Annotated in this window: 18 protein-coding genes; 5 read left to right on the top strand and 13 right to left on the bottom strand. The window is 71.4% G+C overall.

Annotated features, from left to right (window positions below):
- Positions 1 to 56 precede the first annotated feature (56 nt).
- From AC3ZJJ_RS03630 to AC3ZJJ_RS03615, 4 genes are all read right to left on the bottom strand, one after another.
- Positions 57 to 629, bottom strand: coding sequence for a hypothetical protein (locus tag AC3ZJJ_RS03630; protein ID WP_489893898.1), 573 nt, complete (start codon positions 627 to 629; stop codon positions 57 to 59).
- Between the two features lie 151 nt (positions 630 to 780).
- Positions 781 to 2,010 (bottom strand): phosphotransferase, encoded by a 1,230-nt coding sequence (locus AC3ZJJ_RS03625; RefSeq protein WP_489893897.1) that lies wholly within the window; start codon positions 2,008 to 2,010, stop codon positions 781 to 783.
- A 9-nt stretch (positions 2,011 to 2,019) separates the two neighbouring features.
- Complete coding sequence (locus tag AC3ZJJ_RS03620; RefSeq protein ID WP_489893896.1) at positions 2,020 to 2,727, bottom strand: hypothetical protein; 708 nt, start codon at positions 2,725 to 2,727, stop codon at positions 2,020 to 2,022.
- Between the two features lie 283 nt (positions 2,728 to 3,010).
- Complete coding sequence (locus tag AC3ZJJ_RS03615; RefSeq protein ID WP_489893895.1) at positions 3,011 to 3,628, bottom strand: GNAT family N-acetyltransferase; 618 nt, start codon at positions 3,626 to 3,628, stop codon at positions 3,011 to 3,013.
- Between the two features lie 133 nt (positions 3,629 to 3,761).
- On the opposite strand from AC3ZJJ_RS03615, the gene AC3ZJJ_RS03610 reads away from it, so the two are divergent.
- The 3 genes from AC3ZJJ_RS03610 (at position 3,762) to cpaB (ending at position 5,575) form a co-directional block, all read left to right on the top strand.
- The gene (locus AC3ZJJ_RS03610; RefSeq protein WP_489893894.1) at positions 3,762 to 4,373 is read left to right on the top strand and encodes a 5-formyltetrahydrofolate cyclo-ligase; all 612 of its coding nucleotides are present in this window, start codon (positions 3,762 to 3,764) and stop codon (positions 4,371 to 4,373) included.
- A 99-nt stretch (positions 4,374 to 4,472) separates the two neighbouring features.
- A complete protein-coding gene (locus AC3ZJJ_RS03605; RefSeq protein ID WP_489893893.1) occupies positions 4,473 to 4,766 on the top strand; it encodes an FmdB family zinc ribbon protein in 294 nt (97 codons plus the stop codon).
- 104 nt (positions 4,767 to 4,870) lie between these two features.
- A complete protein-coding gene (gene cpaB / locus AC3ZJJ_RS03600; RefSeq protein ID WP_489893892.1) occupies positions 4,871 to 5,575 on the top strand; it encodes a Flp pilus assembly protein CpaB in 705 nt (234 codons plus the stop codon).
- Between the two features lie 11 nt (positions 5,576 to 5,586).
- Here cpaB and AC3ZJJ_RS03595 read toward each other — a convergent pair whose 3' ends face one another.
- The 4 genes from AC3ZJJ_RS03595 to AC3ZJJ_RS03580 all read right to left on the bottom strand — a co-directional run bounded on the left by AC3ZJJ_RS03595 (position 5,587) and on the right by AC3ZJJ_RS03580 (position 12,731).
- On the bottom strand, positions 5,587 to 9,444 hold the full coding sequence (locus AC3ZJJ_RS03595; protein WP_489893891.1) for a DNA helicase: 3,858 nt from the start codon (positions 9,442 to 9,444) through the stop codon (positions 5,587 to 5,589).
- Between the two features lie 259 nt (positions 9,445 to 9,703).
- The gene (gene guaA, locus AC3ZJJ_RS03590) at positions 9,704 to 11,293 is read right to left on the bottom strand and encodes a glutamine-hydrolyzing GMP synthase (protein ID WP_489893890.1); all 1,590 of its coding nucleotides are present in this window, start codon (positions 11,291 to 11,293) and stop codon (positions 9,704 to 9,706) included.
- A gap of 41 nt (positions 11,294 to 11,334) precedes the next feature.
- Positions 11,335 to 11,814 (bottom strand): DUF3817 domain-containing protein, encoded by a 480-nt coding sequence (locus AC3ZJJ_RS03585; RefSeq protein WP_489893889.1) that lies wholly within the window; start codon positions 11,812 to 11,814, stop codon positions 11,335 to 11,337.
- The gene (locus tag AC3ZJJ_RS03580; protein ID WP_489893888.1) at positions 11,811 to 12,731 is read right to left on the bottom strand and encodes an SURF1 family protein; all 921 of its coding nucleotides are present in this window, start codon (positions 12,729 to 12,731) and stop codon (positions 11,811 to 11,813) included. The genes AC3ZJJ_RS03585 and AC3ZJJ_RS03580 overlap by 4 nt, the downstream gene beginning before the upstream one ends.
- A gap of 207 nt (positions 12,732 to 12,938) precedes the next feature.
- On the opposite strand from AC3ZJJ_RS03580, the gene AC3ZJJ_RS03575 reads away from it, so the two are divergent.
- Positions 12,939 to 13,517: a GNAT family N-acetyltransferase gene (locus tag AC3ZJJ_RS03575; protein ID WP_489893887.1), complete on the top strand. Its 579-nt coding sequence runs from the start codon at positions 12,939 to 12,941 to the stop codon at positions 13,515 to 13,517.
- Between the two features lie 169 nt (positions 13,518 to 13,686).
- Here the strand turns inward: AC3ZJJ_RS03575 and AC3ZJJ_RS03570 are convergent, their stop codons facing one another.
- The 4 genes from AC3ZJJ_RS03570 to AC3ZJJ_RS03555 form a co-directional block, all read right to left on the bottom strand.
- Entirely contained in the window at positions 13,687 to 14,175 is a 489-nt protein-coding gene (locus AC3ZJJ_RS03570) for a PTS sugar transporter subunit IIA (protein ID WP_489893886.1), read from the bottom strand.
- Positions 14,156 to 15,835, bottom strand: a complete 1,680-nt coding sequence (locus AC3ZJJ_RS03565; RefSeq protein WP_489895667.1) for a glycerol-3-phosphate dehydrogenase/oxidase — start codon at positions 15,833 to 15,835, stop codon at positions 14,156 to 14,158. Before AC3ZJJ_RS03565 ends, AC3ZJJ_RS03570 begins: the two co-directional genes overlap by 20 nt.
- Positions 15,836 to 15,931: 96 nt before the next feature.
- The gene (locus AC3ZJJ_RS03560) at positions 15,932 to 17,083 is read right to left on the bottom strand and encodes a GuaB3 family IMP dehydrogenase-related protein (RefSeq protein ID WP_489893885.1); all 1,152 of its coding nucleotides are present in this window, start codon (positions 17,081 to 17,083) and stop codon (positions 15,932 to 15,934) included.
- 70 nt (positions 17,084 to 17,153) lie between these two features.
- Complete coding sequence (locus tag AC3ZJJ_RS03555; RefSeq protein ID WP_489893884.1) at positions 17,154 to 18,479, bottom strand: BtrH N-terminal domain-containing protein; 1,326 nt, start codon at positions 18,477 to 18,479, stop codon at positions 17,154 to 17,156.
- Between the two features lie 317 nt (positions 18,480 to 18,796).
- On the opposite strand from AC3ZJJ_RS03555, the gene AC3ZJJ_RS03550 reads away from it, so the two are divergent.
- A complete protein-coding gene (locus AC3ZJJ_RS03550; RefSeq protein WP_489895665.1) occupies positions 18,797 to 19,018 on the top strand; it encodes a helix-turn-helix domain-containing protein in 222 nt (73 codons plus the stop codon).
- A 157-nt stretch (positions 19,019 to 19,175) separates the two neighbouring features.
- Here AC3ZJJ_RS03550 and guaB read toward each other — a convergent pair whose 3' ends face one another.
- Entirely contained in the window at positions 19,176 to 20,681 is a 1,506-nt protein-coding gene (guaB, locus tag AC3ZJJ_RS03545) for an IMP dehydrogenase (RefSeq protein ID WP_489893883.1), read from the bottom strand.
- Between the last annotated feature and the right edge of the window lie 77 nt (positions 20,682 to 20,758).

Below are 20,758 nucleotides of genomic sequence, written 5' to 3'. Positions count from 1 at the left end.
AGCGATGGCGTCGCCGAACCGCTCGGCAACGCCATCGCTGTTGTTGTGAGGCGGGGCTACTCCGGCGAGTCGGCGCTGGCGGGCGTGTTGGGCGTGTTCGGCGACTGCGGGCTCGCCGGCGAGGCGGGCGACACAGGGCTGGCGGCCGACACCGGGCTGGCGGGCGACACCGGGCTGACGGCCGACGCGGGAGTGGCCGGGGAAACCGGGCTGGGCGCGGAGACCGGCGTGGGGGCCGACGCGGGCGAGGGAGCGGTGGCCGGCGACGGTGCGGAGGCCGGGCTTGCCGGTGAGTTCGGCGTCGCGGGGGACGCAGCGGACGCCCCGCGCTGGGTGAAGTCCGAGTCCTTGACCGTGGAGGGCGTCACCTTGGCCGGGGCCGTCGTGTTGGATTCCGTGGCGCTTGCCCGGACCGTGTTCGCCGTGGCCGCGGCGGGGGCCGCCGACGTGGCCGGCGCGGCCGAAGCTGGCGCCGGGGTGGACTGCGTGGCCTGCTCCACGCTCATCGCGTGGATGCCGCCGCCGAGGTCGGAGGATCCGTTGAACAGGCCGCTGTCCACGGCTGCGGCGCCGGCGCCCAGGGCCACAACGCCGAGGGATCCCGTGACGGTCCAAAATTTGCGGTTCATCATAAGAGTTCTCCTTGTCAGCGGTCCGCCGGTCGCGGCCCTTCCGTTGCCTTCCCCTCCAGTGTTCTCGGGCGGGATGAGAGGCAAAGGAGAAGCGGATGAGAAACCCCTCATGGGAGTGCCGGCGGCCGCGGGCGGCCGTTCGGGGGGCCTAGTTTGCGCGGTCGGCGAGCTCCTCGGCCGCGGCCAGCCGTCCGACGGCGTCGCTGTTCCACCCGGGCGATCCCGGGGTCCGTGCCCCGGCCACGAGCGACACCGCAACGCCGGCGGCGCGCGCCCACAGCGCGCGGGCATCCACCTGCTCGGCGAAGGCCCCGCCGAAGTGGTCCAGCGCCTCGGGAACGTGGGTGTAACGGGTGTCCACGGCGGGCAGCACGCCGATGTGGCCGAGCAGGCACGCCAAGTCGTCGACCCGGTGTCCCGGTCCGACCCCGTCCACGTCCAGGAGTCCGGAGACGTCGTTGCCCCGCATCAGGATGTTGGCCTCGTAGAAGTCCCCGTGAGTGGGAACCACAGGACCGCGGTCCGTGGCGGCGAACAGCCCGGAGAGGCGTCGCTCCAGCCGTGCGATGCGCTCCGCGTGCTCCGGCAACGCGACCGCGGCGGCCGACGCGTAGCGCGGGAGCCGGTCGGACCACGCGGGCCGCCGGGGCAGCCCGCGGACCCCGTCGGGAAGCAGGTCAAGCAGGGCCACGAGCTTGCCGGGCGGGAGGGACGTGGCGCCGTTGTGCTGGATGAGGCGTGACAGCGGATCGCCCGGCGCCTCGGCGAGGGCGACGACGTCGTTCACCGGAGCGCCGAGCGGCCGCGGGACCGGCAGGCCGGCGTCGTACAGGAGGCTGTGGCGCCGGTGCAGGCCCTCCGAAAGCCCGGCGCGCATGACCTTCAGGTAGACGCGGCGCGTGTGGACCAGCGGCGCCGGCGTGGCGAATTCCGCCCGGACGACCGCGCGGCGCAGGGGCCGGTACGTGACGGTCTCGAGGCGGCGCAGTCCGTCGCCGTCTCCCCACTGGCGCTCCACCTCCTCCGCCATCGTGGCCAGCGGCAGGCCGGGCAGCTTGGGGTCGTGCGGATGCCTCCAGAGGGACACCACCAGCGGAGCGTCCGGCGCTCCCCGATCGATGGCCTCCGCGTCGGCGGGAACCTCGATGCGCACGGTGCCGGCGGCGTCCGGTGCGGGCTCCGTGGTGATGCCGATGAATCCGCCGCCGTCGGCCAGCTCGTAGAGCGCGCTGATGCCCGCGCCGGGCCGGTGCTGCAGCTGGACCTGGCGGGGGGCCCGGGACGGTCCGCCGCCGATGGCCGCCGCAATGAGCTCGGCGGCACGGGATTCGAGGAACCCCAGTTGGAGTTCCTCGGGCCAGCCGGAAAGCGCGGGCACGTTGTGGGGCTAGGCGCGGCGGCGCTGCAGAACCGCGTCGAGGTTGATGCGGCCGGTGTCCTGGAGCGCGGCGTTCGGCGTCCGCTCCCCCGGGCCGGACACAACACCCTCGGCGCCGGATTCCCGCGCCTCGGCCGCGGCCTGCGCCCGGGTGTCCTGCAGGATGCTGGTGAGGGCGGTGGCCTTCTTGGGTTTGGGCTGGGGCAGGGCCGCCGGAACCGGGCGCTCGGCCTTGGCCGCCGCGACATAGGTGGGCTTGGGCACCTCGACGGGTTCCCAGGTGGGGGCGGGCACCGGGCGGCCGCCGGACTCGGCCGCGGACCGCTGGGCCGCCGACCTCAACTCGTGGACGGTCGGCGAGTCCTGACCGCTGGTGCGGTCCGGCTGCGCGTCGAAGAGTTCGGTCCGGCGGCGCGGGACCGTGGACTCCGTGTGCGGGGCGCGCATCGCCTCGGCGAACGCGGCCTCCATGCGCGCGAGCGCCTTGCGCCGGCGGCCGGTGACGGCCAGGATCCTCAGGCCGGCGAAGCTGAGGACCAATACGAGCGCGGAGAACAGCGGAACAAGGCCCGAGACCACGCCGAAGGGGGCCAGCAGGCCGCCGACCACCAGAACGACGGCGGCGACGGCACCCGTGGCGGCAATGGCCAGCGGGCCAGTGCGTATCCGCAGCGGCGCCTGCCGCTCGGCGGCTGCCTGGGGTGCTGGTGTTGCCATCGTGTTCCTCCGTGGGCGGACATTGCGGACTGCGCGGGCGCGGCGGGGCGTGTCCATACCCCTGCGCAGAAGACCCGGGACGACAAACGCGAGCATCACTCCGACCATGGCCACCAGGACCGCAGAGCTCTCGACTTGGACGTCCACAGCAACGACGTTACGGGCAGGTGTGGCGCGCATCGCGCATTCGCCCCGGTGTGTCCGGCGATACGGGGAAATTCACCAAAATCGTGACGGCGGCCGGGCGCGTCGCCGGACCGCGTTCCGGGGCCGACCTGCGCGTTCAGCGCGCGGCAAGCCAGCGCGCCATCAGCCCGCCGGGGATCTCCTCCGCGGTGAGGGCGAACGTCCGGTGGTCCGCCCACCGCCCGTCGATGTGCAGGTAGTTCTTGCGCAGTCCCTCGTCGCGGAAGCCGAGCTTTTCCACCACGCGCAGACTGGCGGTGTTCTCCGGCCGAATGTTGATTTCGAGGCGGTGCATGCCGAGTGTGCCGAAGCAGTGGTCGGCGGCGAGCGCCACCGCCGTCGGCGCCAGCCCCTGGCCGGCCCGGTCCCGGTCCACCCAATAGCCCAGCGACGCCGTCAGGGCCGAGCCCCACATGATCCCGGAGACCGTCAACTGCCCGGCCATCACGGGCTCCCGCCATGCCGGCTCCCGCACCGCGATCACCCAGGGCAGCGAATGCCCCGTGCGGGCCTGCCGGTTCAGCGACGAGACCATCCCGCGGAAGCTGGGCAGCGGGCCGCCCGGATCGGGTTGCGTCGCCTCCCAGGCGCGGAGCCAACCGGCGTTCCGGCGGCGCAGGTCCATCCACTCGCGCCGGTCGCGATGGCGCAGGGGACGCAACACCAGGTCACCGCTCTCGAGGGTGACCGGCCAGAACCGTCCGCCGTTAGCCATGGGGAAAGCTTATCCGCGGGGCGGCGGCGGGCCAGTCCGACGGCGGGGCGAGCCGGGCCGGTGGCGGGCCGTGCCGGGCCGGTGGCGACGCGGGTCCCCGCCCGACGGCGGCGCCGCGTCCTAGGATGGACCGGTGGACATCTTGAGCAAGGACGAGGCGCGCGCACTCTACCGCGGGCTCCGCAGGGGCCTCGACGCCGTGGAGCGCCAGCGCCAGGTGGACGCCATCCAACTTCACCTGCTCCCTTGGCTGGCGGAAAACGCGCCCCGCCGCGCCCTCACCTGCGTCCTGTCCTACGGCGCCGAGCCGCCCACCGGCCGACTGATGGACGTCCTGCACGCGGAGGGATTCCGTCTCTTGGTGCCGATCTGCGAACCCGGCCGCCGCCTGAGCTGGACCGAGTGGTACCCCGGCGTCCCGACACTTCGCAGCGACGTGGCGCCGATCGCGGAGCCCGTCGGCGAACGCCACGGCAGCGAGGTCATGTCCGCCGTCGACGTCGTCTTGGTTCCGGCCCAGGCCATCGATGCTGGCGGAGCCCGGCTTGGACAGGGCGGCGGCTACTACGACCGCTTCATCGCCTCGTTGGACGGCCACGATCCACGCCCGCTGCTGCTGTCGATGGTTTTCGAGCACGAACTGCTCCCCGCGGAATCCTTCGAGTACAACGCGCTGGACCGCCGGGTGGACGCCGTCGTGACACCGTCCGGGATCACATGGTTCCGGGGCGCCGCGGCGCCGTGATGTAGAATTGGCACTCAGGGGATTCGACTGCCAGCCGCCCGGCGGCGGCTGTTCCGGCCTCAAGGCATCCCCTGCCCAGTCACACCCGGAAGGAAACCCATGCCGACCTACGCCTACGCCTGCAAGGACTGCACCCACGCGTTCGAGATCGTCCAGTCCTTCACCGACGACTCCTTGACGTCCTGCCCCGAGTGCGAGGGCGCCCTGCGCAAGAAGTTCAACAGCGTCGGCGTGGTGTTCAAGGGCTCCGGTTTCTACCGGACCGATTCGCGGGGCGGCGCGTCCTCGACGGCTCCCGCCGCCTCCGGCTCGGGCGATGCCAAGGCCCCGTCCGAGTCCAAGTCCGCCGCCAAGCCCGCTCCGGCCGCGGCTACGTCCGGAGCCTCCGCCTAGCACTTTCCCGGCACACCCGGAGATTTCGGCCCCCACGGGCCGGGCCGTCCACAGTCCACCGACTGCGGGCGGCCCTTTTTATTGGCCCGTGGCGTACTGGTCCCATGACGAATCCGTTCGCAGTCCTATTCCGCGCCCGCGGCGGCCAGCGCGGCGGCGCGCCGTCCGGCTACCGCCGCTCGTGGCGGGAACTCGTGGCGCTGTACCGCCGGCCGCTCGCCGCCTGCCTCGCGGCCGTCTCAGTGGCCGCGGCCCTGGCGGTCTTGGCTCCCGAACAAGCCGAAGTCCGCTCCGTGGTGGTCGCGGTCCGCGACCTCCCGGCAGGGTCGGTGGTGCGGGAGGAGTCGCTCGAAGTGCGCGAGCTCGCCTCAGGGGCCGTCCCACAGGACGCCAGCACGAACATCGAGGAGGTGGTCGGCGGCCAGCTGGCGGTCCCCCTGGCGGCCGGTTCCCCGGTCCCGGCGGCGTCCCTCGTGGGACCGGGACTGCTGACCGGTACCGCCAGCGGGACCGTGGCCGTTCCCTTGCGCCCGGCCGATCCGCAGACCGTGGCGCTGCTCAGTCCGGGACAGCTGGTCGACGTTGTCCTGAGCGAGGGGAACGGCTACGAACAGGCGGTCGAGTCCCGCGTGATCGCGAGTTCGGTTCCCGTGCTGTGGGTGCCCACGGCGGACGACGCCGGGGCGTGGCCGGGTTCGGAGGCCGCGCCGGGGATGGTCGTCGTCGCGGCCTCCCAACGGGACTCCGCCGACCTGGCCGGCGCGGCCAGCCGCGGGCGGATCTTCCTGTTGCTGGTCGGCGCGCCGTGACGCGCCGCCGGCTAGTTCCAGTGCGGCGGGCGCTGCTCGCGCAGCCACTTGTCGCGGTCCTCGATGCTGTCTCCCCACGCGCGCGGGTCGTCCTCGGCCGCCAGCCGGGGAATCACGCTGTCGCCGGCGCGCTGTGCCTTGGAGGCCTCCGGGCCTTTGGCCGCGGGCGCCGGACCGTTTTCCTGGGACACGCTCTTCTCCTGTGGTTTCGGCGCCTTCTCGGCGGGTTCCAGGCCGATGTGGTCGGCAAGGGTCTCCGCGATGGACGCCGGGTCGCTGAAGACGTCGATCGTCCAGAGCGGCACGTAGCGCCACCCCATGGACTCCAGCAGTTGCGGCCTCAGCCGGCTGCGCGCCCGGACGGTCATGTTGCGGTAGGCCTCCGTGCCGTCGGAGACGACCGCGAGCGGCGGGTGGCCCTTGCCGTCGGCGCCCGGCGCCTGGGCGGCCAGGTCGAGCACGCCGCGGTAGCGCGGCTTGACGACGCCGCCGCGCTCGAGCAGGCGGGACATCAGGTCGGCCACCAGGGGGTCCTCGAGTTCGCCGCCGTCGCCCTGGACGCCGGAGTCGCCGGAAAGGACCCGCCCCACCAGCTCGATGAAGCGCTTGGCGCCTCCGTCCAGCCGCGTCTCGTCCAGGTCCTCGGGCCGCACCGAGGTGACCAGATGAAGCAGGTCCCGGGACCTGGTCACGCCGGTCACGAACAGCTCGTCGCCCCGCTCGCCGGACAGGGCGCCGAAGTCGTGCACGGCCTTGCCGTGCGGGGTCCGGCCGTAGCCGAGCGCGAAGACCACGGCGTCGCGGACCAGTCCGTGGGAGCGCTCGACGGACGAGACCTGGAAGGGCTCCGTGGTCCGCTTGAAGAAGTCCGCCGCCCAGGGGTAGTTGGGCAGCTGGAGGGCGATGCCCTCGGCGATGCGTGCGGCGTGCCGCTGGTTGGCCGCGATGACCGCCAGGGAGCGGTTGGGCCGGCGCCGGATGTGGCCGAAGACCAGATCGACGACACGGTTGACCTCCGCGACCGTCGTCTCCACCGCCTCTCCGCCCGGGCCGGGCATGCCCATCCCGTCCTCGACGTATTCGACGGACAGCGACGGGGTGCCGCCGGCCATCGCGCGGGCGGCGGGCAGGCGGTGCAGGTGCCCCCCGTAGTAGGCGTCGCCGAGCGCCTTGGTCAGCCCCTCGTCGACGCCGCGGTAGACGGTGTCGAGGCGGCGCACGGGGAGCACGGACGCCAGGGCGCCGAACGTGCTTACGGGATCGGCCGGCGCGCGGTTGGACGCCGTGGGGTCCACGGAGACGTGGAAGCTCCGGGGGGAGCCGAGCATGGCGTCGCCGAAGGCAACGACCTGCCGGGAGCGGCTGATGGAGCCGATTGCGCCGCGCAGCGACAGCGAGTCGGAGTCCAGCAGGATCACGGCGTCGAACTCGACCTCCGGTGGAACGGCCGCCGGGATCAGCAACGGCGAGCCGATCCAAATGGGCACCAGGGAGTTGACCAGCGGGACGCCCAGCTTGGAAAGGCTCTCGAGCGTGGGCTCGCCGTCCTTGAGCATGGCGCGCAGCTCACGCGACGCGGCCCGGTGGTCCGCCAGCGCGGCCTTCCACCGTTGGGTCATCAGCCAGCGAAGACGGGCCGCGCCGGAATCGATGTGGGTGTTGTCGGCCAGACGATACTCGGCCTCGAGGCGGCGGAGCTTGGCGCCGTCCGCCATGGCGAGGTAGTCGTCGCCGCTGATCATGGCCTCCAGCGCGGACTGCCACCACGCCAGGTCCAGCTCGGAGGACACGTGTTCCGCGCCGACCTCCCGCTCGGACAAGTCCGCCAGCAGGTCGGCGAGCCCCTGCTCGCGGAGCTGCTCCTGGAGCAGCGTCCGCTCCGGGAGCACCTCGAGGGACGCGCGGTCCGCGACGAGCTCGGCCAGCCTGTCGACGAGGCCGTCGATGGGCATGCGCTGCAGCGCGTCGCTGTCCTCGGTCCGGGCCAGCGCGTCAGCCAGCTTGTCCAGGCGGTTGCCGGCGTCGCGGTAGGACGCGTTGAGCTCGAGGAGGCCGGTCGGCACCAGCGGGTGCCGCTGGCTGGTCGCGTAGCGCGTCCACATGCCCCGCTGTCGCTGCACGTCCTGCAGCGACTCGTGGAGGTCCGTGATGTGCACGCCGGGGCGGACGTATTCCTTGGCGACGCGGCGGAGCCGCGAGCGGGTGATGGAGCTCATCTCGATCCCGTGCTCGCGGCGCCACGACGACGGCGCCGTGGCGCTGATCAGGTCCTCCACGGACCGGTCGAAGATGTCCGGCTCGAACTTGTCCAGGCTGCCGCGGACGTCCACCAGCAGTTCGAGCTGCGCGCCCCATTCGGCGAAGGTGGTGCCCAGCTTGATCTCGGAGTGGTCGGCGACCTTGAGCATGTCGTCGCGCAGCCTCGGCAGGTCGGCGGCCAGGCCGGTGGCCAGTTCGAGCGCGTTTTCGGTTTCCTTGCGGTTGCGCAGGCGCGAGCCGAACCACGGGCTGTGGGCGATGGACTTGCTGAAGCTGCCGACCTCGGCGGCGCGGCGCAGCTTCGCGGCGGTCTCGTGCCGGCTGGTGATGCTGTCCAGGACGCTGCGCTTCAGGCGCACGGTCGTCGACGGGGCCGTGTCCAGCGCGGTGAGCCGGGCCAGCTCCTGCATGGCCTGGTAGGGAGAGCATCCCCACCGGCTCCGCACGTTGTGGAGCGAGCGGACGTGGTCCAGCAGCGCGTGTCGGTGGCTGGTCAGCGTCTGGTGCAGCTTTTCCAGCTGGGGCTGGGTGGTGCGCTCGTTGCGCAGGATCGCGCGGGTGAGCTGCTCGCGCAGCTCTTCCGGCCCGGTCTCCGGGGACATGCGCAGCGCCAGGCTGCCCAGCCCCAGTTCGTCGAGGCGGGCCGCGAAGCCCAGCGCGGTCGCCCGGCGCTCGGCGACCACCAGGATGCGCTTGCCCTGACCGGCAAGGATCGCCGCGGCGTTGATGGCGGTCTGCGTCTGGCCGGTTCCGGGTGGGCTGGAGACGACGATCGACTCGCCGGCCTCGACCAGGTCCAGGGCCTCCTGCTGGCTGGCGTCGGCGTCAAGGACCAGGATCTCGTCGGCGGGGTCGCGCTCGTCGCTGCTCAGCACGGCGACCTCAGGCTCGGGGACGGCAACGTCCTCGCCGGCGTCGGCCGCCAGCAGCCGGGCGATCACGGGGTGGGCGGGGTCGAGCCGGGCGGGATCCGCGGGGTCGGCGAGGTCGGCGAACGTGGAGACGAGCAGCCGGTGCTCGATCACGGTCCCGGGGATGTCCGCGACCTGTTCGCGGAGCGTGTCCATGGCCTGCCGCGGGTTGAAGCGGGCGGTCATGTAGGCGGCGTCGCTCAGCGCGGCGGCGTCGATCTCCAGCCCGTGGTTCTCGGAGAAGTAGCGGACGAGCGCCGGGTTGACCTGCGCCCGGCCCAGCAACTGGACCTCGTGGTCGTCCTGCCCCTCCCGCAGTGTCAGGGAGACGCGGCCCAGCATGATCGGTGCGCTGAACTGCTCGCTGCGCCCGTCCTGCGTGGCCCGCCAGGTCGCGATGCCGGACGCCAGGTAGCCGACGTCGATCCCGCGGTCCTCGGAGAGCTCCTGGATCTTGGCGCGCAGGGCGCGGGCGGTGCGCCGGCCCACGGTGTACGTGTCCGCGTCGCGCAGCAACATCGACAGCCGCGTCCGGCGACCGGCCAGGAACTGCGCCAGGCCGGAGGGGTGCGCGTGCGTGAGGTCGATGCTGTTGGACGCCGAACCGGCGAACCGCAGCAGGGTGTCCGTCCCGGCACCGGGGCCCAGCTTCTCCAGCCAGCCGGCCAATGCCGCCCCGCTCTCCTGAGTCCCTACCACCGGAACACCCGCCTTTCTTGCTGTTGCGCCGCCGTCGTGCGGTCTCATCGGCGCGTGGGCGCCGTGCCGCTGTCCGCCGGCGCGAGGCCGTGACACTCCCGCGCACGGTCGGGCACGCGGGGCTCTCTCTAAACTACTGGACTCGGGCGCGCCGGTCGTTGACCGAAACACTGGGAACCCCAGCCGGAATGCGGAAGAGGAGGGGCTCCGTGGCCCCTCCTCCCCCGCTAACGTCGCCGCGGAAGGCCGCGGCCGGCGCCTACTCCCACTCGATGGTGCCCGGCGGCTTGCTGGTGACGTCCAGCACCACGCGGTTCACGCCCTCGACCTCGTTCGTGATGCGGTTGGAAATCCGCGCCAGCAGGTCGTACGGGAGCCGGGACCAGTCAGCGGTCATCGCGTCCTCGGAGGACACGGGGCGCAGCACGATCGGGTGGCCGTACGTGCGGCCGTCTCCCTGGACGCCGACGGAGCGGACGTCGGCCAGAAGCACCACCGGCATCTGCCAGACCTCTTGGTCCAGGCCGGCGGCCGTGAGCTCCGCGCGGGCGATCGCGTCCGCCTTGCGCAGCAACTCCAGGCGCTCCTCGTTGACGGCGCCGATGATGCGGATGCCGAGACCGGGACCGGGGAACGGCTGGCGCTGCACGATTTCCTCCGGGAGGCCCAGCTGGGCACCCACGGAGCGGACCTCGTCCTTGAAGAGGGCCCGCAGCGGCTCGACGAGCTCGAACTGCAGGTCCTCCGGCAGTCCGCCCACGTTGTGGTGGCTCTTGATGTTCGCCGCGCCCTCGCCACCGCCGGATTCGACGACGTCCGGGTAGAGCGTTCCCTGGACCAGGAAGCGGACCGGCTCGCCGGAGTCGGCGGCTTCGGCCATGATCGCTGCCTCCGCGGCCTCGAACGCGCGGATGAACTCGCGGCCGATGATCTTGCGCTTGGTCTCGGGGTCCGTGACGTCCGCCAGCGCGGTCAGGAAGCGCTCTCGCTCGTCCGCCACGTACAGCTTTGCGCCCGTGGCGGCGACGAAGTCGCGCTCCACTTGCTCGGCCTCGCCCTCGCGCAGGAGACCGTGGTTGACGAAGACGCAGGTGAGCTGGTCGCCGATGGCCCGCTGGACCAGCGCCGCCGCGACGGCGGAGTCGACGCCGCCGGAGAGCCCGCAGATGGCGCGGCCGGTGCCGACCTGCTCGCGGATGCGGTCCACCTGTTCCTCGAGGATGTTGCCCGTGGTCCAGTCCGGCTCCAAGCCGGCACCGTTGAAGAGGAAGTTCTCCAGGACGCGCTGGCCGTAGACGGAGTGCTTGACCTCGGGATGCCACTGGACGCCGTAGAGGCGCCTGTCTTCGTTGGCGAAGGCCGCCACCGGTGCGCCGGCCGTGGTCGCGAGGACCTCGAAGCCCTCGGGCGCCTCCTGGACGGAGTCGCCGTGGCTCATCCAGACGTTCTGGACGCCCGGCAGGCCCTTGAGGATCGACGTCGGCTTCTCAAGCACCGCCGTCGCGTCCGTGGCGCCATACTCGCGCAGGCCGGTCTGGGCGACCTTGCCGCCGAGGGCGTTCGCCATGGCTTGGAAGCCATAGCAGATGCCGAGCACCGGCACGCCTGCCTCGAAGAGGTCCGGGCCGACGAAGGGTGCGTTCTCGGCGTAGACGCTGGCCGGACCGCCGGAGAGGATGATGGCCGAGGGGTTCTTGGCCAGGATCTGCTCGGTGGTGAAGGTGTGCGGGACGATCTCCGAATACACGTTGGCCTCGCGTACGCGGCGGGCAATGAGCTGCGCGTACTGGGCACCGTAGTCGACGACCAGAACCGGCTTGTGCTCTGGGGTGGGGGCTGCGTTGGTCACGGACTCCAGCTTAGTCGAAGGCGGGTGGGGGCCGGTGCGCGTCAGTAGCGCTTGGCGGCTTCCGGGTGGGCCGCGAGTTCGCGCTCGACCTCGCCGTGGACCTTCCGCTCCATAAAGAACGACAGCAGGGGCACCACGCCGCCCAGCGCGATCGTGATGAAGCGGCTGAAGGGCCAACGCATGAGGGACCACAGGCGGAAGTCGGCAATGAGATATGCCACATACATCCAGCCGTGGACGATCAGGACGATCGTGGAGAGGTTCACGCCGCCCTCGAAGGCGCCGTCCTTCAGCAGGCCGAACGTGTGGGCCGTGCCGTCCGCCAGGGTGCCGCCGGCGACGATGTCCGAGCCGAAGCCGTACTTGGCCACCATCTCCACCACAACGAGCAGCAGCATCACACCCGTGGAGTACGCCAGGACCTTGTAGAGCGACGCCGCGCTGCGGATCTGTGCGCGGGTGCCGGCGAAACGGCGCTTGGCTGGGCGGGTGGGGCGGGCAGGGGCGGGCTGGTGGCTCACTTCTGTTCCTTGCTGTCGGTCGGCGTTGCGGGGCTGTGCGTCGGGGTGTCTTGCGGCGTGGGGGCCGGGTGTGCGTGCGCCGGGTCCGCGGCGGGTTGGTCCTGCGTCGGGGCGCCGGCAGTGCGCGGCGCGGCGGCGGCCGCGTATTCGGCCTCGGCTTCGGCTGCGTCGGCCAGGTCCTCCTGCTGCCGGCGGTAGTCGTCCACGACAAGACGCCACCACAGGAACACCGCAAAGCCGGCGAAGACCACCCACTCGATGCCGTAGAAGATGTTGAGCCAGTTGATCTCGCGTTCCTGCGGCTGCGGCCCGACGTCGACCTGCGCCAGGCCCGAGGCTTCGGCTCCCTCGCTGGAACCCGCGTCGTTCAGGACGTCGAAGGCGACGACGAAGCCGCTGTAGGACGGCACGTCCCACAGGTTGATGAGCTGGGCCACGGACAGCGAGGCAAGGGCGTCGCCGCTTTGCGCGCCGTCGATGGGCGACTCGGTCGGCAGGAGGCGTCCGGTCAGTTCCAACTCGCCGGAGGGGGCGGCGGGCGGGGGCGTCGGCCCGGCCTGCCAGCCGCGCACCACCGGGATGGTCGCATCGCCCTCGGCGCCGTCGACGGCGAACGGTGCGACCACCCAGTAGCCCGCCTGGTCCTCGTGGAGGCGGTCCGAAACCAGCACCTGCTTACCCGGCAGGAAGCGGCCGGTCGCGCTGACGATCTGGTCGGCGTCGGTGGCGAGCATCACAACGCCGGGCTGGAAGTGTTCGGTCAGGGGCACCGGGGTCTCGGTCTTGCTGACCGGCGGCGGCGCGGCCTCCTGCGAGCGGTCGAATTGCCACTGGCTCAGCCAAACAAACCCCGAAGCCACAAGAAGGGCCCCCACGAGTGCGAGGATCCATTGTGGTTTGAAGGCAGTTTTCAGCACCGTTTAACACTACTTCGATTGGCTGTAGAACAGCGAATGGGCGGAGGCGCGGCCGTCGTCCCCTACGGTCGATCCCCATAGGGAGCCAATCGTGGCAGGGGTACACGGCGCGCGATGCGGGTGGCACGCTTGCCTCAGCCGGGCCCGCACGTGGGAACCCCCGGCACATGGACCGGCGCGGCGGCGCCGGGGAACGGAGCGGAACCCATGGCGCTGATCGATGTGAGACCGGCACGCGAGTTCGACGACGTGGCGACGATGTTCGCGCCGAGGAACCCCGAATCGTCGGTGCGCTGGTGCCTGTCCTGGCGGCTCGCGTCGCGGGAGAACCGCGAGTTGCGCGGAGCCGCCCGCGCGGACAAGGTGCGTGAACTGTGTTCGCGCGACCCGGCGCCCGGCGTCCTCGCCTACGTCGATGGCGCGGTCGCCGGCTGGGCAGGCGTCGCGCCACGCGCGGAGCTGGCCCCGTTCGCCAACTCCAGGAAGATCCCGCACGTCGACGATCTCCCCGTCTGGTCCATCTGGTGCCTGCGGGTCAGGCCCGGTTTCCGGCGCCACGGCCTCACCGCCGCGCTCATCGACGGAGCCGTGGACTACGCGCGCGACGCCGGCGCCCCAGCGGTGGAAAGCTACCCGGTGGACAATGCCGGGGCGCGGGTGGACTTGACGATGGCGTTCGTCGGCACGCGCGCCATGTTCGAGCTCGCGGGTTTCGTGAAGGCCGCGGACACGGCGTCGGTGTCGGGCGGGATCCCGCGCATCCTGATGCGGCGGATGCTCGGCTGACGTACGCGTCGCTCGTCGCCTCGACGAAGGCAGATGCCCTCCCCCGGCGTTTCGCCGAAGCTAGATGCCCGGAATCGCCCCGATCGGGACATCTGCCTTCGTCGAAACGGGGAAGTGGGGCGCGCCGGCGCACGTGCCCTCGTCGAAACGGGCGGCAGGCGGCGGGCGGTTAGATCGCGTCGAAGTCGATCGCCGAGTTGATCAGCTCGGCGATGACCTCCTCGTCATAGGCGCGGCGGAGCGACTCGCGGAAAGTCTGCTTGGACAGGCTCCTGGCCAGCGACGCCAGAACGCTCAAGTGCAGCGAAAAGCTGGCGGCCGGGGTGGCGAGCAGCAGCACCACGGTCGCCGGACCGTCCGCCGCGCCGAAGTCCAGCGAGTGCCCGAACGCGGTCACGCCCACGGCGATGCTCACGTTCTCGGCGTAGTCGGTGCGCGCGTGCGGCATGCCGATCCCGCCGGGCAGGCCGGTGGCGAGCTGGTGCTCGTGGCTGTCGACCTGGCGGATGAAGCCTTCGAGGTCGCTGATGCGGCCGGCGTCGAAAAGTTTCCGGGCCAGCACGGCGACGGCGGCCTGGCGGTCCGGAACCTGGAGTTCCAGTTCCACCAGGTCCGGCGTCGTCAGCTCCGCAAGGTGGCTAATCTCTGACTGGGACAATGTCCTCTACATTCATTCGTGTCTTGTCCGCCGAAACGTCGTCCGGCTCTTCCTGGCTGGCCCGTTCGGCCTCGACGCGTGCCACGTACTGGCGCACCTCGCGCTCGACCTGGGCGTCGCTCCACCCCAGCAGCGGTGCCATCAATCTGGCCACCTCGGGGGCGGCGGAGACGCCCCGGTCCCACGCCTCGATGGAGATGCGGGTCCGCCGCGTCAGGACGTCCTCGATGTGCCGGGCGCCCTCGTGGGTGGTCGCGTAGACCACCTCGGCGGCCAAATAGTCGTCGGCGCCGGGCAGCGGTTCGGCGAGCTCGGGCCGGTCGGTGATCAGCGCCAGGATGTCCCGGGTGAGCGAGCCGTACCGTCCCAGCAGGTGCTCCGCGCGCGCCACGTGGACTCCGGAGGCCCGCGCCATCCGGTGTCGGCTGTTCCACGACGCCTGGTAGCCCTCGGCCCCGAGCAGCGGGATGGTCTCGGTGCACGACGCCGGGACGCCCTCGTCCATGGCCCGCACCGCCTCGTCGACGGCGTCGCGCGCCATCACGCGGTAGGTCGTGTACTTGCCGCCGGCCACCACCACCAGCCCGGGAACCGGGTGCGCGACCACGTGTTCGCGGCTGAGCTTGGCCGTGGAGTCGTTTTCCCCGGCCAGCAGCGGGCGCAGCCCCGCGTACACGCCCTCCACGTCCTCTCGCGTCAGCGGCCGCTTCAGCACCCGGTTGACGTGCTCCAGGACGTAGTCGATGTCCTTGCTGGACGCGGCGGGGTGCGCCTTGTCCAGCGTCCATTCCGTGTCCGTGGTGCCGATGATCCAGTGCCGGCCCCACGGGATGACGAACAGCACGGACTTCTCCGTGCGCAGGATCATGCCGACGGTCGACTGGAAGCGGTCCCGCGGGACCACCAGGTGGATGCCCTTGGACGCCCGGACCTTCAGCTGGCCCCGGTCCGTGACCATGGCCTGGGTCTCGTCCGTCCAGACCCCGGTGGCGTTGACCACCTGCTTGGCGCGGACCTCGAACGCCTCGCCGGTCTCCTGGTCCTCCATGCGGGCCCCGACCACGCGCTCCCCGGCGCGCACGAAGTCGACGACCTTCACGCGATTGGCCGCCAGCGCGCCGTACTTCACCGCGGTGCGGACCACATCAACCACCAGACGGGCGTCGTCCACCTGCGCATCGTAGTAGCGGATCGAGCCGACGAACGCGTCGTCCTTGAGGCTCGGAGCGCTGCGCAGCGTGCCGCGCCGCGAGAGGTGCTTGTGGAACGGGACGCCGCGGCTGTGCCCGGAGGCGAGCGACATGCCGTCGTACAGCGCGATCCCGGCGCCCACGTACGGGCGCTCGACGAAGCGCTTGGTCAGGGGGTAGAGAAAGGGCACCGGGCGGACCAGGTGCGGGGCGATCCTGTCGATCAGCAGTCCGCGCTCCTGCAGCGCCTCCCGGACCAGCCCGAAGTCCAGCATCTCCAGGTAGCGCAGGCCGCCGTGGATGAGTTTCGAGGACCGCGACGACGTCCCGGCGGCCCAGTCGCGCGCCTCGACGATGCCCACGCGGAGCCCGCGCGTGGCCGCGTCCAACGCGGCGCCGGTGCCGACGATGCCGCCGCCCACAATTAGGAGGTCCAGCTCCGGGTGCTCCGGCGAGGCGGTCTCCCGCATCGCGGCCAGGGAGGCCTCGCGGAACTCCGGGCTCAGCTCGGCCCCCGTCGCGGCGAGGCCGTTCGCCCCGGATCCGGTCCCGCGCACAGCCATGGGTCAGCCCACCTCGTACGGCGCGATGACGACGTCGACGCGCTGGAATTCCTTGAGGTCGGAGTAGCCGGTCGTCGCCATCGAGCGGCGGAGGGCGCCGATCAGGTTGGACGTGCCGTTCGTGTGGTGCGAGGGACCGAAGAGGACCTGCTCCAGCGGTCCGACCGTACCCACGTGCACGCGGTCTCCGCGCGGGTCCGTGTGGTGGTGCGCTTCCCCTCCCCAGTGCCATCCGTTGCCGGGCGACTCGGTGGCGCGGGCCAGGGCGCTGCCGAGCATCACGGCGTCGGCGCCCATGGCGATGGCCTTGACGATGTTCCCGCTGCTGCCCATGCCGCCGTCGGCGATGACGTGCACGTAGCGGCCGCCGGACTCGTCGAGATAATCGCGGCGGGCGGCGGCCACGTCGGAGATCGCGGTGGCCATGGGCGCGTGGATGCCGAGCGCGCGGCGCGTGGTCCCGGTGGCTCCCCCGCCGAACCCGACAAGGACGCCCGCGGCGCCGGTGCGCATCAGGTGCAGGGCCGGGGTGTATCCGGCGGCGCCGCCGACGATGACGGGCACGTCGAGCTCGTAGATGAACTGCTTGAGGTTCAGCGGCTCCTGGTTCTTGGAGACGTGTTCGGCGGAGACCGTGGTGCCGCGGATGACGAAGATGTCGACTCCGGCCGCCAGCACCGTCTTGTAGTGCTCCTGGGTGCGCTGCGGCGTCAGGGCCCCCGCCACGGTGACGCCGGCGTCGCGGATCTCCGCGAGCCGCGAGCTGATCAGCTCGGGCTGGATCGGGGCCCCGTAGAGCTCCTGCAGCCGCCGCGTGACCGCCGGGTTGAAGTGCTTGCCGTCGCTGGTGTCGCCCTTGAGCGAGGCGATCTCCTCCAGCACGGGCGCCGGGTCCTCGTACCGCGTCCACAGGCCCTCGAGGTTCAGCACGCCGAGCCCGCCGAGCTTCCCGAGCGCGATGGCGGTTTCCGGGCTCATCACCGAGTCCATCGGCGCGCCGATGATCGGGGTGGAGAACTGGTAGGCGTCGATCTGCCAGTTCACGGAAACGTCCTGCGGGTCCCGGGTCCGGCGGTTGGGGCTGATGGCCACGTCGTCCAGCGAATAGGCCCGCACTCCGCGCTTTCCGCGCCCGATTTCAATCTCGTAAGTCACCCGGCCAGCCTATCAGCGCGCCCCCGACACCTTGGTCCCGGGGGCTCGGCGCCCGGCGCCGGCACCGGCCCTACTCCGCCGGCAGCAACAGCCGCGCGGCGGCCTCCTCGGCGTCGGCGATCTCCTCGAGGAGATCCGCCAGCCGCGCGAACAGCGCCGCGCGCTCCTCGGGGTCCACATCCGGGTCCACGGCCTCGGCCAGTTCCGTCCACTTCGGGGCCAGCGCGCGGTACGCCTCGGCGGCCTCGGCCAGGCCGGGGAGGGAGGAGGCGACCGGCAGACGCGCGGCCTCGTCGAGGAAGTCGGCGTACTGGCCGCGCAGACCGCCGGTCCCGCCGAAGCGCGGGGACTCGAGGAAGTCCCTGACCTGGGCCAGAGCGTCATAGAGGCGGTCGGGATCCGCGAACAGGGCCGCCCACCCCTTCCTGGTCCGGGTGTCCCTGAGCTTCTCCACCCACGTGCGCATCCCGGCCACGCCGAAGTTCTTGGCGAAGTGGGCGGGGATCCCCACGAGCTCGGAGCGTCCCAGAAGGCGCGCGGCGGTCGCGCGGACGGCCTGCGCCGCGTTCTCGCCGAGCACCTCGGCCTCCGGCGTGGCGGGCCGGGGTGCCCACGCCTGCCATTGCCTGTCCTTCTTCCGGCGCCCCCGGGCCGCGGCCAGCTCCGCCGGGGAGATGAGTTGCAGCTCTCCCCCGCCGTCGTCGACCAGGTAGTTTCCGTCGTCGTGCTCGCCGACCACCGCGACGTCGATCGACTCGCTCTCCTCCGCCTCGGCACCCGACGCCCAGGGCAGCAGCGCCTCGGTGACGCGCACGACGACGGCGCGGCCCTCGTCCAGCGCGGCGTCCAGGTTCGCCTGTGCCACCTTGGTGCTGCTCGTCGTCTGTTCACGGATCGGGGCGCCGCAGCGGGAGAGCAGGTTCGCGACGTACGGCTCGGGGTGCGCGCGGGTGACGACGGTCGCCGTCGTCGTCTCCTCGTACTCGAAGGTGAAGACCATAAAGCCGATGCCGCCGGCGAGTCCGGCCAGCAGTGCCTCGCTGAGCGGCTGACCGTTGAGGGGGTGCGTCACGCCCGCTTGGGTCAGGACTCGGTGCCAGAGCGCGGCGTCGTACTGGACGACCGCCTCGGGCGCCGGGTACTCGGGCAGCTCCACCTCCTCCGGCTCCGTGGCCGGAGCGGGCTCCGCGCCGAGCGCCTCCGCGGCGGGACGGGAGGTCCCCTCCGGCTTGCCGGCCAGGATGTGCTTGCGGGCCAGCGTGTAGCTCTCGCCGGTGCGTGCCATGCGGTCGCGGGCGAGTTTCTTCAGCTGCTTGGGCTGGGACATGGAGGGGTCTTTTCTGTTGCGGCGGATGCGCGGGCCGATGCGGCGGCCGCGCTCGGCGCGGCTCCGCATACCGAAACATTCTACGGGCCGGGACCAAGGGGGCGCCGGGTTCGCCGGGTACCGCGGCGGGACACAAAATGGGCCCAAGATCCGCAGAGACGCAGGTCACACACCGGTTCATGAATGAAGCGGTTGTTGCGCATCTCCATTCGATGGATTTGTTTCACATCCGTGTCCGCGACACGCCCCGAAACGCGTATCCGCACCTCTGGCCCTCGCGTACCGTTTGTGCTTACCTTGCGAACAGCGGTGCTCCAGTGCCCATCGGTATTGGAGCGTAATTTGCTCCATCGTGGGGACGAATGGACGAAGTGATTGGGGACCAAATGGTCGAGTTGCAGAAATTCGAGAATGCGCACTATTTGACGGTGGCCGAGGTGGCGGAGGCGATGCGCGTGTCGAAGATGACCGTGTATCGCCTGGTTCACGCGGGGGAACTGCCGGCGGTGAGGTTTGGCAGGTCGTACCGGGTGCCCGAGCGCGCCGTCGAGGAATACCTCGTCGCCGAGCAGCACGCGGCCGGGCCCGTGCACCACAGGACCTCGTAGCACCGGCGGCTACGCGCACCCGAGGGCCGTGCCAACCGGCCACGCGCCCGAACCACGCGAAGTGGACACCACACCGGTTAACTACCCGGTGAAATGTCCACTTCGCGTGGCAGTGGGGGCGTAGCCCGCGGTCGCGATGGGGCGGGCCCTACCGCGGCTAGCGCGAGCGGTAGTTGGGCGCCTCGACCGTCATCATGATGTCGTGCGGGTGGGACTCCTTGAGCCCGGCCGCGGTGATGCGGACGAACTTGCCCTTCTCCTTGAGCTCGGGGATGGTGTGCCCGCCGACGTAGAACATGGTCTGGCGAAGGCCGCCCACCAGCTGGTGCGCCACGGCGGACAGCGGTCCGCGGTACGGGACCTGGCCCTCGATGCCCTCGGGGATCAGCTTCTCGTCGGTGGGGACGTCCGCCTGGAAGTAGCGGTCCTTGGAGTACGAGGTGTTCTTGCCGCGCGTCTGCATGGCGCCGAGCGAGCCCATGCCGCGGTAGGCCTTGAACTGCTTACCGTTCATAAACACCAGGTCGCCCGGGGACTCGGCGGTGCCGGCCAGCAGCGAGCCGAGCATCACGGAGTCGGCGCCGGCGACGAGCGCCTTGCCGATGTCGCCCGAGTGCTGCAGGCCGCCGTCGGCGATGAGCGGGACGCCGGCCGGGATGGCGGCCTTGGCGGATTCGTAGATCGCGGTGACCTGCGGGACGCCCACGCCCGCGACGATGCGGGTGGTGCAGATGGAGCCCGGACCCACGCCGACCTTGATGGCGTCGGCGCCGGCGTCGATCAGTGCCTGCGCGCCCTCGCGGGTGGCGGCCTGCCCGCCGACGACGTCGACGTGCGCGGCGGCCGGATCCTTCTTGAGGCGGGAGATCATGTCCAGCACGCCCTGGCTGTGGCCGTTGGCGGTGTCCACCACCAGCACGTCCACCCCGGCGTCGATCAGGGACATCGCCCGGTCGTAGCCCTCGCCGAAGAAGCCGACGGCGGCGCCGACGCGCAGGCGGCCCTCTTCGTCCTTGGTGGCCAGCGGGTACTGCTCGGCCTTGTCGAAGTCCTTGACGGTGATCAGGCCCTGGAGGATGCCGTGGTCGTCGACGAGCGGCAGCTTCTCGATGCGGTGCTTGCTCAGCAGCGCGATGACCTCCGCGCGGGGCACGCCGACGCGCGCGGTGACCAGCGGCATGGCGGTCATGGCCTCGTACACCTTGGTGGTCAGGAACTGCTCGCGCGGGATGAACCGGGTGTCGCGGTTGGTGATGATGCCCAACAGCTTCTTGCCGGCGTCCACCACGGGCAGTCCCGAGACGCGGTAGTGGAAGCAGAGGTCGTCCAGTTCCTGCAGCGTGGCGTCCGGGCCAACGGTCACGGGGTCGGTGATCATCCCGGACTCGCTGCGCTTGACCTGGTCCACCTGCTTGGCCTGGTCATCGATGGAGAGGTTGCGGTGGATGATGCCGATGCCACCCTGGCGGGCCAGCGCGATCGCCATCGAGGCTTCGGTAACGGTGTCCATGGCGGCGGAGGCCAGCGGGATGTTCAGCGAGATGCGCTTCGTGAAACGGGTCGCGGTGTCGGCCTCGGAGGGGATGACGTCCGTGGGGCCGGGGAGCAGCAGGACGTCGTCGTAGGTGAGGCCTTCGAAGGCAAACGGGTTGAACTCAGACACGGGGGGCCTTTCGCGAACCGGGTGGGGGATTTCCTACATCCTAGAACGCGAGCGGTCCGTTCCCCATTCCAGGGCGC

Source organism: Arthrobacter sp. AOP29-A2-19 (assembly GCF_058138025.1).
The sequence above is the reverse complement of the archived record's forward strand: the minus strand, read 5'-3'. Positions and strand labels throughout refer to the sequence as shown.